Below are 14,282 nucleotides of genomic sequence, written 5' to 3' on the forward strand. Positions count from 1 at the left end.
CAAACTCCGCTACGAAACCGGCGACCGCACTATCAGCATCGCCTCCATCACCGACCAAGCCCTCGACGCCTACCTCACCCAACGCGGCTGCTAGCTAGACTCGCATCGCGACATCCTCGGGATGTGCTCGCGGCAGCCACTGGGAGATTTGCTGCGGAGACCAGTCCTCGTCCAGCTTGGCGGCGACCACCTCCCGCAGCACGGCGTTGGCAGCCAACTTGCTTGATTTAGGACGCCGCGCCCGCTGGTACGCGGCCGTATCGGCGTCCAGTGCCCGGTATCCGTGGCGGCCGCCGTTGCGGGCAATCTCCCGTGACACCGTCTCGACGGTGTCCGATTGACGGTCCCGGCGATCGACCGCGCCGACAGTCCTGAGGCAATCCCGCGTGAGACCTCCTCACGATCGGCCAGGGTCAGATGATCGGATCGACGCCTCCGAGGTATTGGCGCGATCCCACCGGATTGACGCAAGAACAACCGCATCCGGGGCATCGTTTCACCCAGCTTGCGCTCCATCTCCCGAATCGACTCGCCATCACGGCGCATCGCCCACAACAGGTTCTGCTGCTCAACGCTGAAAATAACCGGACCCGCACCCATTGCCGCCTCCATGCATCACATCATCGCTACCTGCAGTGATGCACCGACCGCCTGAGACCGCCAGAGAAATAAACCGACCAGGCTCAGCACGACTGGCTTCGTACCCGACGGTTGCGGCTTCGGTGTCCTGGGGTTCGGAGGCGGACGCTTACGCGCCGTCGCTGCACACAGGATCGCTAATATCGCAATCTGCTCAGCAGGGCTCAAATCCGTTCGGGGGTGAATGTTCTCCGTTAGCGCCCTCGCCTCCTGCCACGCCTCAGCTGAACACACCTGCAACACGGCATCCACGTTGGTCATCGCGCACCACCCGTCGACCTCGGCTGCCACCTCCAACAACGCTGCCGCCAATTCGCCTGGCTTGGCCACTTGTTTAATGGGTTTCACTCGTTCGACAGGCGCCCTTTGCTGGACTTGAGCGAGCTGTCTCAAATCTGGAGAAACGAGGTCGATCAGATCTTGTCTCACGAAGCTGGATGTCGATGGGTTCACGCTGCCCAGCAGCCGGTCGTTAAGGTCATTGAATTTCTCCGCGGCCTCGCTCGTTGGGCAGTGCAGCTGAGTCAGCTGCAGGGGTCGCCGTGCACTACTACCCGGTTTCGCCCCGCCTGCTTGGCCCGGTACAACGCGTCATCGGCCTCTCGAAGGAGGCGTTCAGCGGAGTCGTCGAGGTCATGTGCGATCACCGACGCCACACCCGCACTCAGGGTGACCTGGTGTCCATCGCCGTAGCCGATCCCGAGGCTGATGACCGATGTGAGGATCGCTTCGGCGCGGCGCTGTGATTCCGCGGCGTCGGTGCCGCCCAAGAGCACGGCGAATTCATCACCGCCGAGGCGGGTGGGCAGATCGTCGGGGCGGCGAGCGGATGTCCGTATCGCAAGTCCGACCTGGGCCAGGCAGTCGTCCCCGGCGGGGTGCCCGTAGACGTCGTTGTAGTTCTTGAAGTGATCGACGTCGAGGGCGATGAGCCCGACCGGCGATCGGTTCCGCATGCTTGAGCGGATTGCCCTTTCGAGGGCGACATTGAAGTAGCGGCGGTTGGCCATTTCGGTGAGCGGGTCGTGCAACGCCAGATATTCGGCACGTTGTTCGGCCAGTTTGCGCTCGGTGATGTTGTAGTGCGAGACGGCCACCAAACGCTGTGAAGCAATCGCCAGGCGGGTGGCGCGCATGACGAACCACCGCGCTTCGCCTGGACTGTGGCAGGGATATTCCATGTCGAAGGACGCGCGCCGATCGTTGAGAACGTCCAGAATCCCCGTGGCTGCATCCCCGGCCAGGTCATCGCCCCGAGAGTGAGCCCCTGCCAGGACGTCGAGATAGTTGGCGCCGAGCCACCCGTAGTCAGCGGGAAGTCCGTTGTCGACCCCAAAGCCAATCCAGGCGGCATTGACGTCGACAATGGTGCCCGTGTAGTCGATCACCGCGATTTGCTCCTGCACGGAATTGAACACCAACGTGTGCAGCACCGGTGACACGGGAATGGGTTCGGTCCAGGGCGGCCCGGCGTTCATTAGAGCACCCCCAGGGTGAAGGGCCGCACCTCAACGAGCAGTGGCGGGCGTTGGTTGCCAAAATACGCCAAAGTCGATTCCAGACGCATTAAGAGGATAGCTACTGGCGCAAAACTTGCGCCTACGGTGTGGGGTGAGACCACGCTCTTGCGGCCAGCCGCCCGCACCTCTTCCCACGTGGCGGTAGTCGGCTGTGGCCCGAATGAAGCATTCGCCAAACTGGTCGACGAGTCCCAGAGAAACATCAAACTCCGAGACGTTGTCCACGAAATGCTGGACCGGATGCAGAAGAAACCCTAGGCCTAGACCCCGGGATGACGGGGTGTCTCGTTTCTAGAGAAACGAGACACCCTCCGTGACACCCCTCCCCCGTCGGGTAGTCCCAGGTCGTGGTGTCTCGTTTCTTGTCTCACACAACGCGGACTGTTCGAACCACGGCCGGGGGCGCGCCCCCGTCTACAGCGGAGCCCGGCACGTTGAGGCAAGTGGCCCCAGCTTCGAACCGGCTAAGCAGTAAACGGCCCCGAAGTGGTGAACTTCGGGGCCGTTGTCCAGGTGTGTGGGGTTAGCACTTGCGGCTCATGAAGCCTTGGTTGTCCCATGGTCGGATTGACCAGGCGTATGCGCTGCACAAGCCGCGGTTGTAGTAGTTCATGGCGATTGCGCCGAGCCCTGCCTTGGCGATGTCGAATGCCGCGAAGGCCGGATTGCCCGGGGGCATGGCGGGGAGACCGCCAAGGCCGATCTTGAGGGTGTCGTTCCGGTTGAACAAGATGACCGCGCGGCCAAATCCGACCTTGTCCGGGCCCTGCAAGGTGTAGGCCTGCGCCACCGCCGGTTGCGCGAGACCTGGTTGGACGAGGCCGGTTAGTCCTGCAATTGCAGCCAGTGCAACGACCAGCTTCGCCGCCCAGGTTCCATACCGTCGCTTTGCCACGACTGCGGGCCTGACCGTGGACGAGCAGTCCGCTGCCGGTGTGTGCGTTGTGAAGTTGGCGTTCATGAGACCCTCCTGCCTTGCCGTTGCCTCGGGGCGGGCACCGGGTCTGAGCGGGTGGTGCCTACGGCTGGGGGTCTGTCTGATTGCAACAGTACTAAGACATGCCGCATATGGCAAGGAGTTCGCAATCTTGGAGATAGCCTATCTTGAAGGCCTGCCTCCACTCACGGAGGCAATCGCTGTGGCGACGACGACGGGACATGCGGTGATGCAACAGATGAAACGGGAGAGCGCGGCACATCACGCTTTTCAGTCGCAGCTGGATGTGATGGCCCAAGATTCGGGGGTGGGTCAGGAAGTCATAGGCATGGTCCTCGCGCGCACGTCATTGCGCGCGCCCAATGAGACTTCGAGGTGGCATTTAGAACGCGGGTCCGACGCGCGACCCGTCGATCGCCGCGTGTTGCGGCAAGCTACGGTCAGCAAGGCCGTGCGGGCGCTGACCAAACGGGGCTTCCTTGAAGAGGGTGAGCGCCAGCTCAAAAGCGAATCAGAAGACGGGCGGCGGGCCAGGAGCCTGGAATCCCTGCGCTTTGGTCGTGGCGTGGTGATTGCCGGTGTTCACGTCGCGCAGCGTGGCAATGTCCCCAAGTCCATCACCGCCGTGCTCGTCGGACTGGACAGCACGCGAGGACTGGCCGTCGAATCGCGGGAGCTCGCAACCGAGGACACCCGTGGATGGAAGGGCGTCGCGCATGCAATCCATGACCTTGTCAGCAGTCTCAAGGTGCAGCTAGACGCCGAAACCCACGAACGTCTAGCGGCCAGCGTCGATGCTGCCGACGCAGATTTTGATCCTTTGCTTCGTGCGCAACGTGAGGCGGACTTGGCCGCCTTCAAGCCGTTTGAGTTGTTCGGGGTGGGAGTTGAGGTGGGCGCTCCGGTCTTCGACGGCGCGATCGCGTCGATAGCACGATCCGTCGGGGCGACCGACGTCGACTACCACGGATTCGAGGAGGAGCTGCAAGACCTATTCATCGACGAGCAAGGGAACATCACGCCGGTGGTCATCGAAAACGACGTCAACGCCCTGGCGGTGCTGGCGATCCACGAAGAGCACTACGCCGTGCCCGATTTGGTCGTGGTCGGCGTCTTCGACGAAGGCGTCGGCGCCGGCCTGGTCCTGGACGGACGCCTCCGGCGCGGAGGCAGTGGCACCGCAATGGAGATCGGTCACTTACAGGTCGTCCATGTCCCTGGAACTCCGGGCGCCGTGGGCTTCCAAGATCAAGCCCCTCCACCGGAGGGGCTTCCCCGCACGTTTAAAGACCCTTGCGAATGCGGTCGGGATGGTCACGTGGACACGCGTGCGACGTCCAGCCGCATCGCGGGCGAATTGGGGGTGGACTTCGACGATGCCGTCGACCTCGACACCGAGCAGGCGCATGAGACGTTTCGTAGCGCTGGATTCGCCCTGGGGCGCGCCATCGCGCACGTGTCCAACATCGTCAACCCCACCCGGATCATCGTCTATCTGCCGGCACGGCTCGCCCGGCCCAAGGATGGCGCCGCGGCCGCTGAGTACTGTCCTGCAGCCACCGCGGAGATATGCGCGGCGTTCGGCAACGCCGGACGCACACAAGCCGAGTTCCTCACTTACCGGCCGTTGGCGAAGGAAGACACAGCCCCGTTATGTGCCCGTGCAGCCGCCGTCTGCCTGCTTCAGGGGTTCATCGAACACGCCCTCCGCGTCGACGGGTGCAGCTTCTCCACTAATCGCAAGGCCGACGCGTGACCCCCATCTCTTGAGCTAGACATTCTTCGGGAATGTCTAACAAGAAAAAAATCTCTGGCAGTGTTGGCAATGTTTTGTGATGCCGCTTGCGTAAGCGGCGAGTTGTGGCTAGTGTCACTATCACGGCTCGGGCACCTGGCACAGACAACAAAAGACCCCCGAATTCCAGTCGGGGGTCTTTTTAAAAAGCACGCGGATCTGTTGCTTTTCGCGGCTGTTCGGTGATCAGCGTAGACGACACGGTCACAGGATGCAAACTGCCATCCTATTCTTGCGGAATGCCACACCGGATCGTGCCGCTGCTCGGCACTGCACGCATCGCAGCGTATGAGAATTACCGACCGCACTACACCGTCAACCAGATCGGAGAGCTGTACGCGTGGCACGCATCGCTGGCAAGCGCAGTCCACGAGGTGCTCGGATACTGCGAAGTGATCTTCCGAAACGCCATCGACAGGGGGCTCTCGCAATGGAACACGACCCATCGAATAGCGCCACACCCTCAAGAATGGCTGCTGGATCCGGCACCCGAACTCAAGGCTCTCATCGACCCTCCCCCACCAAATCCTGACCAGGAGCCAGAGAAGCGGGGCGGCAGAAGCAGGGGCCAAGGCCGCAGAGTCATTCACAACGCGCGAGCAAACGTGGAACGAAGCCGCCGCGATCCGCACCACCCTCGTCGCGGCACGGCAATTACCCATGACGATCTCCTTGCCCAACTGTCGTTCGGGGAATTGGTGCACCTCATGCCCAACAAGAAAGACAAGCGAGCTAAAGGCTTCTCTCCCCGAGAGTTCATGTGGCTCACCGGTATACGGTCGGCGTTTCCCAACGTCGACAACGTCTTCCCTATCGACACGAACCTGTCGGGCAAGGCAGCCCTCGTCGACCAAGGCCGACGGGTAGGAGACGCTGCCGACAGACTCCGCATCCTGCGTAACCGCATCGCGCACAACGAACAAATACTCACCGCCGAACATGCACAACGACACCGCGACGCCATCCAAATCGTGGAAGCCATCAGCCCCGACGCCGCGGCAGCTCTGACATGCATTAGTCGCGTGTTAGGCATAGCCACACATGAGCCCTGAGCAACGACCGACGCCGCCGGGCCGTTGAGGGCGCTGTATGTTTGGCGCGGCCACCGATCCCGGCGTGAATGGCTACGTCAACGTTCTCAGCTCCATGTCAACGTTCTCAGTTCCAGCAGACCGCCCGATCCCGTCTCCGCAACCCGGCTGTGCATCGCCCATCTGGGGTGGTTCGTTAGTCAGCGGACGCGTGTGGGATTGGCGGTCAGCACGTAGAGAACGCAACCACGGGCCGATCTAGCCCGAGAACGTGGGGTTCGCCGACAGCCGCCAATTGGAGCGATGACGGTATGGGTGGAAGTGTTCACCCATACCGCCTCACCACCTAAGAGTTTTGGGGCGAGAAGTCGTCGACCATCAACCGGCCATTGGACGAATTCATAGCCCGTCAGTTCGTTTGGAGTCCTATCCGCGACCACGACGGCGGCCTGGGCGGCGCTGGCATCGACAGGGAGCCCCGATCCGCCAGTATATGACGGCAGATCGGCGGGTTCAGATGTGAGGGCCGTGCCGACATACATGAAGCCGTCCTCGGTCATTGCCATTAAAATCCGTCTGTAGCGACGGGGGCAAAGATGTGTCCGCTAGCTGGGATTGGCGACCCGTTGTATTTAAGGACCATCGCGTAAGTATGAATTAAAACTCATTTCGCACTGGTTGCTCCACTGGCACTCATGCAGCCCAGTGGATCCACCAGCTTGTAGCGCAGTTGGTTCGAACACGTGCTGCGGCGATTCAGGAAAACCTACGGCACGGAATGGATTTCCATCGGGTCCGTACACTTCTGCTTTCTTTCCGCCATCGAAGTCAATTTCTATATGAAACTTGATGTCCCGGTCTGGAGGGGCTGCAGCAATTCCTTGAAACCCTACCGACTCCATATTGGCAACGGTCAACTCCCTCGCGTCGAGATACCGCTGGTCTGTGGCGTGGCCGTCGTCGTCCATGGCTAGGGCATCGAGGTTCTTGCTGCCGAGGTCAATGATGAACTGACCCTTCAGAGTGTCCCCCTGCGGGATGTAATACATGAAAGTCGCGCTTGGTGTGGGGTCGTTTGCATCAATGACCGCTCGCATCGCCTGAGCCCGAATCGTGGTATTGGATTTTCCAGTGATGTCGAACGAAAAAGAAGATCGGTATTGCGTCTTCCCATCGGCGACGTCAGTTGGCCGTCCAGTATGGACGGCGTGGTCATCGCCGGGAAATCCCATTTCGTCCGTTATCTCGGGATCGACCGCGATTGTCTCGTTCGAGACCCATGCTTTCCATGGCGCCAAAGGTAAGCTTGAGTGAATGTCAACCGGAGAGTTCAAACCTGCATCGTGCTGATCTTTGTCACTTTGAATTGCGTTTTCATGGTCGACCGCCTGCTGATTACCCCAAAAGTGATCGACTACCAATGCAGTTATAACCCCAGCGACAACGACCAACACTATTGCCGTAAAAATTGTTCTCATGGTCGAAGTTGTAATGTTTTTGACAACGGACTCCGGTTCCCCGTGTTTAGGCGCCATGCGACCAGCAGTTCCTCACCTGAGCTGAGACTTCCTGGCAAGAAGATACGCGGTCATCGGCTTATTCGTGGGATGGGTGGCTCGGTCTTGATGGCCTCTTCGTTGAGGCGGCCCGCGTCGCTCCCGGCTAGAGGTCTGATGGGCAGATGGGCCTCGCTCCTGCCGAGCCTGCCCCTCGAAGGGGTGATCTGCACCCTATGAAGTCGACTTCCGAACACATTCCGAATACTATGAGGTCATGACCGCGACTGCTCTTCACACCACGCGCCGCTCCTCGGATTTGAGTAAGCACTCCGCAGAGGTGTTCGCTGAAGCCGAGGATCACCCGGTGACGGTGACTCGACGTGACGGCGAGGCGCTTGTACTGATGTCGCAGCGGGAAGCCGACAGTCGCACCAAGATGCTTCAGTTCGCTGCCCAGCTCATCGGCGTTGCAGTGGATGACAACGGCCCGCTTGCCGATCGAATGTCGAAGGCCTTTCCGTGGATGCTTGCCTTGTCACTGGAGGATCGGGCGGTTTGCGCGCAGGACCTGGTCGACGCGGCACGTGCGTCGTTCTCCACCGACCAGCCGCATCTTGTGCTCGCGGAGCTGACGTCGTGGAGGGAAACCGCCACTGCCGTTGCCGCCGGCATGGGTCGTCAAGAGCCGGAGTGGTTGGACGATGATGCTGTGGTGAAGCGACCGTAGGGGTGGCCGCCAAGCGCGGTGAGCGTGTCCCTCGTCCTCCAAAGGGAAACGAATATGAAATCTGTTATGCCACGGCCGACGCGGTCAAGGGGTGGCGGGACCTCGTGGCAACGATTCGGAATCCTCTTGCCGAGTCGTGGGACTTTCTGACGCGAACCCCGCTGGCAAGGACTCCGACAAACTACCCACTTCGAGGCGAACTCGGCACGATCGTCCGCGGTGGTTGCACTCATGAGCGCTGGCAACACAAGCCCACATTCCAGGGCACCGCCCGCATCTGGTTTTACGTCGATGGCCGAACGGTCTACCTCGAACAAGTACACACAAGCCACCCCAACGAAACGAAATAGCCGTGTCGTACCGCCTCGGCGGCTCCAACGCCTTTCCAGTCCTCGCATTTACGGCTTCCCACGGGCCGATGAGCTCTCCGCTGACCGCTCAGCGCCGTCGATGTGTACCGCCACATGGGGGTCACGCTGAGCTTCTTGCACGCGTGTGCGAGCAGATCGGAGTCGAATTGTCGGAGCGCTGTGCGACGGTTGTCCTCGACCGCGCGATCGTCGTGCGGCAGGTGCACGCTGGAGGAACAGATGGCCAAGGTCTACGTTGAACCCCGTCCGAAAAGCCGCGAGCCGCACACCGCGATCAGTCACTACGTCGTCGAAGACGCCGCCGACAGTGTCTTGCACAGCAGCCAAACACAACAGGGGGCCGTCGACTGGGCTAGGCGTCAAGGCCATCGGCCGATCATGGTGGCGCGGGTTCGTCACTTGACCGACAAGAAGGTTCCCGATCATTGGCGCCAGGTGTAAGGCGTCACCGACGAACAATGGAGGCGGAAGTCGTCTATCCACTTATTACACGGGATAATGCAGAGAATCCCGTGTAATGGCGGTCCCGATGCCTAGGCTGCGACGGGTGAGCACTGGCGACCACTCCCCCGTCCCGCGACCGACGACGCATCCGGTCGCGGTGGTCGCCGACCAGACCCTCACCGCGGCCGAAGCCCGCTACGTCGACGCCGCCCGGGCGGCGAACACCGTGCGCGGCTACCGCGCCGACTGGACCGACTTCACCACCTGGTGTCACACCGCCGGCCACACTCCCCTGCCCGCCGACCCGGCCACCCTCACCGGCTACCTCACCGCACTCGCCGCCCGCGGCCTGAAAGTCGGCACCATCAGCCGGCGGCTCTCGGCCATCACCTTCGCCCACACCGTGCACGACCTGCCCGACCCCACCACCGGCGCCCGCGTCCTCGCGGTGTGGGAAGGCATCCGCCGCACCCACACCACCCCACCAACCCAAGCCCTCCCGCTGATGCCACCCCTGCTGCACGACGTGCTGGACGCCTGCCCGGTCACCCGAACCTGGACCACGCCCGGCCGCGACCCCGAACCCGATCTCGCCGGGCTGCGCGACCGCGCCCTGCTCCTGACCGGATTCGTCACCGCCCTACGGCGCAGCGAACTCGCCGCCCTGGACGTCGACCACCTCGCCGAGCACCCCCGCGGCCTCGTCGCCACCATTGGTCGGTCCAAGACCAACCAAACCGGCGCCCAACCCGAACTCGTCGTCATCCCCCACGGCACCCACCCCCGACGCTGCCCCGTCACCGCCCTCAACACCTGGCTCGACGCCGCCGACATCACAGGCGGACCCGTCTTCCGGCCCGTCTCCAAGGGCAACCACGCCCTGGCCCGCCGGCTCCACCCCGAATCAATGAACACGTTGATACGCAACGCAATCCACCGCGCCGGAACCGACGCGAGCGGCTATAGCGCCCACAGCCTGCGCGCCGGATTCGTCACCCACGCCCACCTCCGCGGCGCCACCGACCGCGCCATCGCCCACCAAACCCGCCACCGCTCCCTGGCCACCCTCGGCACCTACGTCCGCATCCACACCGCATGGGACGACAACGCCGCCACCCAGCTAGGGCTTTGACCCGTGGAGACGGAACATGCTGGGGCTCCAACGGTGTGGTGGCATTGGGCTATGGGATGTACTGCGGTGCAAGGACTTCGCTAGTCCCAGCGTGGGAGAACATCGCTGACTGAGGGGGCATTCTTGGCTAGTGTCGTCCGCCAGTCCAGGCGGCCCCGCTTCTGCAATTGGCCGATTAGCACTATGCGCGCGAGTCCGAGTGTGTCGGCAGTTTGTTCTACCCATGGCGCGTTGATTCGGGCGGGCACCGGGGGGTACCCGTTGGGAAAGATCCACGTGCCGGCGCCGTTGTTGGCTTCCCTCTCGCGAATTGACTCCGGTGCGTGACTGTCGTCCAGCTCCTCGACGATGGGGCCGTCATCGACGTGTCCCTGGAGAACGTGTGCGATCTCGTGGAGCAAGGTGAACAAGACTTTGTCGAGGCGCTTGCCGCGTCCAGATAGCCCGATGACTGGGTAGCCGTCCACGAACATCGCACATCCGTCGATCTTGGCGCTTGGCAGCGCTTCGACATAGACCAGCCGGACGCCCGCATCGCGCAATTGGTCGGGCAGCGTCGTGAAGTCCTCAGCTGTCTGCACCGACCGTGGGAGTGCTGCGGCAAGTTTGACGAGCATTTCGCGCGAATAGTCGGTGGCTGGAGGCAACTTTCTAGCTTGTCTTCGAACGCAGGCGACCCACGCTTGCTGCAACATGGTGATGTCTTCCTCGGGGTTTGCGCGCCTGGCTGCTGCTACCAGCGCAGGCTGATCATCGACCGAGGCAAGTTCGAACAGTTCCATCACCTCGGCTTCCAGCTCGTCCAGGGTCGAACCGGTGAGGATTTTCCTCTTCTGCAGAAGTTGGATGGGTGCGAGCTCATTGAGTCGCGCCCGGCGGCGTACGTCGTCGAGTTTTGCCTGTGTCGTCCGATTCTTGGCTTGTTCGGCCAAGAGGTACTGGTCTTGCAGTTTCAGCCAGAACTCCGGGGATTGAGAAAGGGCCGCACCAATCTGGGCCGCCGACTCTCGAGTGATCTCCTTCTTTCCGGTCACGATCTCGGACACGAATTGAGTGGGTCGGTCTAGTACGGCGGCAAAGTCGGCCTGAGACCATCCGCGGGCCTCGAGTTCCTCGCCCAGGAGTTCGCCGACAGGTGTCTGATCAATTGGTAGCGGGTCGTTGGTGTGTGTGGTGCTCATCGCTGGGGTTCCATCTCTACTGCCAAGACTCCGAAGACCACAGCGCCGTCGTCGTCAGAAATCTTGAACGTGAGGTCAATAACGCGGCCCGAACTCAACGTGGCCCGTGCCCGTGTGGGGTCACCGGAATGGTCGGGTTCGATCCGCAGCGAGCGCATGTTTCGCAGGTCGGTTTCGACATGAGCGGCACGTACGCACTGAATGAGTCGGCGGAAATCCCGGATCTCCCGGTCGTTCCAATCTGCCGGCCGGAACTCTGGATCTCTGGCGAGGCGGCGCAACCCCTCGTCCAAGTACTCCTGTTCCACGCGTCTGTTCTCCATCACCCATCGGCTGATGACTGTGAGCAGCCGTCATCCGCACCCTACTGCCAGGCCGTTGACCATCGACTCTGGGACGCGCTACTCTACTCGCATTCCCGTAATCACCCTATGGATGATAACATGATATACTTAAGTTGAGACCTCCGCCAGCGGGGTCCGGGACGAGAGGAAAACGGTTATGACTGCAGCCACCCAGGAGCTGGGCAAGAAGAAGGACAAGGAATACGAGATCGTCGTCAACGGCACCGAGACCCCTGTGGACCACGACACGGTTTCCTACGAGGAGCTGGGCGAACGCGCGTTTCCGGGCCACGATCCGGCGGCGATGTTCACCGTCTCCTATCGCCATGCCGATCCGTCCCGCGGGGGCAAGGCCAGCGGCACCCTGGTGGCCGGGGAATCCGTGAAGGTGAAGATGCAGGGCACCGAGTTCAATGTTCGACTCACGACTCGTTCGTAGCAGCCCGGACCTGGCCCGCCTGGTGCAGGACGGCCTCGCCATCCGAATCGTCAACGGGTTTCTCGTCGTGGACGACATCCCCTTCGTGGACGGCAACGCCCAGGTCCAGCGGGGGTCCCTTCTGTGCCCCTTGGAGCTGAGCGGCACCACCACCACCCCGCCCAGCACCCACGTCATGTGCTTCGTCGGCGGGATCCCCCGTGACAAGAACGGCCACGCCATCGACGGCCTGGTCAACGACGGCGTCGAGAGGTGGTCTGCCACTCCCGAGCTCACCGCTGCCTGCGGCTTCTCGCAAAAGCCCTCAGCCGGCGGCTACTGCGATTTCTACGAAAAGGTCACGTACTACGTCGCCATGATCGTCGGCCCCGCCCAAGCCAACGAACCGGATGCCAGCCCGTACACCTACAGGCCGGTGCAAACCGACGAAGACGACGGCGTGTTCGTCTATGTGGACACGTACTCCAGCCGCGCGGGCATCACCGAGCTGAACGACCGGCTCGCCGTCGAGAAGGTGGTGATCGTCGGTCTCGGCGGCACCGGCGCCCATCTTTTGGACGCCCTCGCCAAGACTCCAGCCTGGACCGTCCACCTGTACGACGACGACGTCTTCCGGTCCCACAATGCCTTTCGTGCTCCTGGGGCCGCCAGCTTCGACGACGTTGCCGCCGGCATGAAGAAGGTGGACTACTACGCCCAGACGTACTCGGTCATGCGGCGCGGCATCGTCCCGCACCCCGTCAACGTCACCTCTGAGAACGTCCACGAGCTTCTCGACGCCAACTTCGTGTTTCTCGCGATGGACTCTGGACCGGACAAGAAGGCCATTGTCGACACCCTGATCGCGAACCGAATTTCCTTCATCGACACGGGCGTTGGCCTGGGCAAGGACCCCGGGGGCATCAACGGCCAGCTCCGCATCACCACCTCCACTCCTGGGCGAAGCGAACACATCACGAAGGACGGCCTGATCTCGTACTTCGTCGGTGAGGACGCCGAGTACGACACCAATCTCCAGGTCGACGAACTCAACGCCGTCACCGCCAACCTCGCCATCATCCGATACAAGAAGATCCTCGGCTTCTATGCCGACGTCGAAGACGAGCGCCACAGCGTGTACGTCGTCGACAGCGGCGACCTTCACCACCGGTACGGCACCAGCGACGACAACCGTTCCGAGTCCGAGGCCGATGAGGGTGACGCCGCATGAAGAACAAGCTCCTCGTCCCGGTGTTCACCGAGTCCATCCCCGCCGATCTCGAACCGGGGAACTTCTACGTCTCCATGCGGTACGAGACGTCAGTCCATCTGTGCGCCTGCGGATGTCACACCAAAGTCGTGACGCCGTTCGGACCCCATGACTGGACACTTACCTTCGACGGCACCGTGACACTGCACCCTTCCGTCGGCAACGGACAGCAGCCCTGCAGATCGCACTACAACATTCGCCACAACCGCGTCGATTGGCTTCCGCCCATCTCGAGGCGGGCGACCCAGATCGCGAGCAACCGGGACCGAGCAGCACACACCGAACGCCCCGCCGTGCCGGTCCACAAGGCGTGGTGGCGCCGTTCCTGGGACCGTGTACGCCGCACGTTAGGGCAGTCGCAAGAAGTCTCGGAGGACTAGGCAGGACAGCCTCATCTGAGCTAGTAGTCAGGTTGGCTAAAGGTTTCCTTGCTGGATTGAGCCCGGTAACGGGTTCGGCTCTGCTCATGGTTGCGGGGGCTGTACTGCTCAACTCGTTCCCTGGCTGGTTCTCGCTATCGAGATCGCAAGCGGAAAGAGGCGGTGCGTATGAATAGTGACCGCGTGCAGGATCAGGTGCTAATCGCATCTACAACTGTTGCTTCGGGTCTGTTGACCAACATCGCTGCCGCAGCTGTAGTGCCGAGCTGAATCCAGCACCCTCAGAGCTACGGACTTTTAATCCGCAGATCCCAGGTTGGTCGTGAGTACAGGCGTCGCGCGAACCCACTGACTCTTAATCAGCGGGTCCGGGGTTCAAACCCCGAGCGCTTCGTCGGTTGGACGCGAAACGAACTGGACCAGGAACCTGCCGATTAGCAGCCTGAGGGCGGCCCACGACTAACAGGCTTGCTACTCCCCCGCTGTCCCGCAAACCTTCGTTATCGGGACGGGGCGCGGGCCGCCCTCAGGGTGAGTCAGGCTGCGCTGTGGTCACCATGATCAAGTTTGTCCGCAATCCAGACCTTGATGAGG

At 62.0% G+C, this 14,282-nt stretch carries 14 protein-coding genes and 1 pseudogene; 8 read left to right on the top strand and 7 right to left on the bottom strand.

Annotation, left to right across the window (positions count from 1 at the left end):
* Positions 1 to 94: 94 nt before the first annotated feature.
* From H7J06_RS29680 to H7J06_RS29690, 4 genes and pseudogenes are all read right to left on the bottom strand, one after another.
* Complete coding sequence (locus tag H7J06_RS29680) at positions 95 to 319, bottom strand: hypothetical protein (protein ID WP_264043195.1); 225 nt, start codon at positions 317 to 319, stop codon at positions 95 to 97.
* A gap of 50 nt (positions 320 to 369) precedes the next feature.
* Positions 370 to 612, bottom strand: a pseudogene (locus H7J06_RS32755) (IS30 family transposase); the annotation flags it as partial.
* A 551-nt stretch (positions 613 to 1,163) separates the two neighbouring features.
* The gene (locus H7J06_RS29685) at positions 1,164 to 2,117 is read right to left on the bottom strand and encodes a GGDEF domain-containing protein (protein ID WP_264043198.1); all 954 of its coding nucleotides are present in this window, start codon (positions 2,115 to 2,117) and stop codon (positions 1,164 to 1,166) included.
* Positions 2,118 to 2,682: 565 nt separating this feature from the next.
* On the bottom strand, positions 2,683 to 3,120 hold the full coding sequence (locus tag H7J06_RS29690) for a hypothetical protein (RefSeq protein WP_264043201.1): 438 nt from the start codon (positions 3,118 to 3,120) through the stop codon (positions 2,683 to 2,685).
* A gap of 127 nt (positions 3,121 to 3,247) precedes the next feature.
* Here H7J06_RS29690 and H7J06_RS29695 point away from each other — a divergent pair, with 127 nt between their 5' ends.
* Together H7J06_RS29695 and H7J06_RS29700 are read left to right on the top strand one after the other, a co-directional pair.
* The gene (locus H7J06_RS29695; protein WP_264043203.1) at positions 3,248 to 4,852 is read left to right on the top strand and encodes an ROK family protein; all 1,605 of its coding nucleotides are present in this window, start codon (positions 3,248 to 3,250) and stop codon (positions 4,850 to 4,852) included.
* Positions 4,853 to 5,130: 278 nt separating this feature from the next.
* Positions 5,131 to 5,943, top strand: coding sequence for a hypothetical protein (locus H7J06_RS29700; protein WP_264043206.1), 813 nt, complete (start codon positions 5,131 to 5,133; stop codon positions 5,941 to 5,943).
* 611 nt (positions 5,944 to 6,554) lie between these two features.
* Here the strand turns inward: H7J06_RS29700 and H7J06_RS29705 are convergent.
* Positions 6,555 to 7,400 carry a hypothetical protein gene (locus H7J06_RS29705; RefSeq protein ID WP_264043208.1) on the bottom strand — a complete coding sequence of 282 codons (846 nt, stop codon included), beginning with the start codon at positions 7,398 to 7,400 and terminating at the stop codon, positions 6,555 to 6,557.
* Between the two features lie 295 nt (positions 7,401 to 7,695).
* Between H7J06_RS29705 and H7J06_RS29710 the strand changes: the two genes are divergently transcribed.
* From H7J06_RS29710 to H7J06_RS29720, 3 genes are all read left to right on the top strand, one after another.
* On the top strand, positions 7,696 to 8,148 hold the full coding sequence (locus tag H7J06_RS29710; protein WP_264043210.1) for a prevent-host-death protein: 453 nt from the start codon (positions 7,696 to 7,698) through the stop codon (positions 8,146 to 8,148).
* 590 nt (positions 8,149 to 8,738) lie between these two features.
* Complete coding sequence (locus tag H7J06_RS29715) at positions 8,739 to 8,960, top strand: hypothetical protein (RefSeq protein WP_264043212.1); 222 nt, start codon at positions 8,739 to 8,741, stop codon at positions 8,958 to 8,960.
* Positions 8,961 to 9,066: 106 nt separating this feature from the next.
* The gene (locus H7J06_RS29720) at positions 9,067 to 10,095 is read left to right on the top strand and encodes a site-specific integrase (protein ID WP_264043214.1); all 1,029 of its coding nucleotides are present in this window, start codon (positions 9,067 to 9,069) and stop codon (positions 10,093 to 10,095) included.
* 80 nt (positions 10,096 to 10,175) lie between these two features.
* Here H7J06_RS29720 and H7J06_RS29725 read toward each other — a convergent pair whose 3' ends face one another.
* Together H7J06_RS29725 and H7J06_RS29730 are read right to left on the bottom strand one after the other, a co-directional pair.
* The gene (locus tag H7J06_RS29725) at positions 10,176 to 11,276 is read right to left on the bottom strand and encodes a HigA family addiction module antitoxin (protein WP_264043216.1); all 1,101 of its coding nucleotides are present in this window, start codon (positions 11,274 to 11,276) and stop codon (positions 10,176 to 10,178) included.
* Positions 11,273 to 11,584, bottom strand: a complete 312-nt coding sequence (locus tag H7J06_RS29730) for a hypothetical protein (protein WP_264043218.1) — start codon at positions 11,582 to 11,584, stop codon at positions 11,273 to 11,275. The genes H7J06_RS29725 and H7J06_RS29730 overlap by 4 nt, the downstream gene beginning before the upstream one ends.
* Before the next feature lie 193 nt (positions 11,585 to 11,777).
* Between H7J06_RS29730 and H7J06_RS29735 the strand changes: the two genes are divergently transcribed.
* The 3 genes from H7J06_RS29735 to H7J06_RS29745 are packed head-to-tail and all read left to right on the top strand — an operon-like array spanning position 11,778 to position 13,688.
* Positions 11,778 to 12,059, top strand: a complete 282-nt coding sequence (locus H7J06_RS29735; protein WP_264043220.1) for a multiubiquitin domain-containing protein — start codon at positions 11,778 to 11,780, stop codon at positions 12,057 to 12,059.
* Positions 12,034 to 13,269, top strand: a complete 1,236-nt coding sequence (locus H7J06_RS29740; RefSeq protein ID WP_264043222.1) for a ThiF family adenylyltransferase — start codon at positions 12,034 to 12,036, stop codon at positions 13,267 to 13,269. The genes H7J06_RS29735 and H7J06_RS29740 overlap by 26 nt, the downstream gene beginning before the upstream one ends.
* Positions 13,266 to 13,688 carry a ubiquitination-like system serine protease family protein gene (locus H7J06_RS29745; protein WP_264043223.1) on the top strand — a complete coding sequence of 141 codons (423 nt, stop codon included), beginning with the start codon at positions 13,266 to 13,268 and terminating at the stop codon, positions 13,686 to 13,688. The genes H7J06_RS29740 and H7J06_RS29745 overlap by 4 nt, the downstream gene beginning before the upstream one ends.
* The last annotated feature ends 594 nt before the right edge of the window (positions 13,689 to 14,282 follow it).

The sequence above is a fragment of the Mycolicibacterium hodleri genome, assembly GCF_025822245.1.
Taxonomy (GTDB): Bacteria; Actinomycetota; Actinomycetes; order Mycobacteriales; family Mycobacteriaceae; genus Mycobacterium; species Mycobacterium hodleri.

Excerpts from the sequence above, each read along its gene's own strand:
- H7J06_RS29685 (WP_264043198.1), bottom strand. The coding sequence starts at position 2,117 with ATGAACGCCGGGCCGCCCTGGACCGAACCCATTCCCGTGTCACCGGTG.
- H7J06_RS29690 (WP_264043201.1), bottom strand. The coding sequence starts at position 3,120 with ATGAACGCCAACTTCACAACGCACACACCGGCAGCGGACTGCTCGTCC.
- H7J06_RS29700 (WP_264043206.1), top strand. The coding sequence starts at position 5,131 with ATGCCACACCGGATCGTGCCGCTGCTCGGCACTGCACGCATCGCAGCG.
- H7J06_RS29705 (WP_264043208.1), bottom strand. The coding sequence starts at position 7,400 with ATGAGAACAATTTTTACGGCAATAGTGTTGGTCGTTGTCGCTGGGGTT.
- H7J06_RS29710 (WP_264043210.1), top strand. The coding sequence starts at position 7,696 with ATGACCGCGACTGCTCTTCACACCACGCGCCGCTCCTCGGATTTGAGT.
- H7J06_RS29715 (WP_264043212.1), top strand. The coding sequence starts at position 8,739 with ATGGCCAAGGTCTACGTTGAACCCCGTCCGAAAAGCCGCGAGCCGCAC.
- H7J06_RS29725 (WP_264043216.1), bottom strand. The coding sequence starts at position 11,276 with ATGAGCACCACACACACCAACGACCCGCTACCAATTGATCAGACACCT.
- H7J06_RS29735 (WP_264043220.1), top strand. The coding sequence starts at position 11,778 with ATGACTGCAGCCACCCAGGAGCTGGGCAAGAAGAAGGACAAGGAATAC.
- H7J06_RS29740 (WP_264043222.1), top strand. The coding sequence starts at position 12,034 with ATGTTCGACTCACGACTCGTTCGTAGCAGCCCGGACCTGGCCCGCCTG.
- H7J06_RS29745 (WP_264043223.1), top strand. The coding sequence starts at position 13,266 with ATGAAGAACAAGCTCCTCGTCCCGGTGTTCACCGAGTCCATCCCCGCC.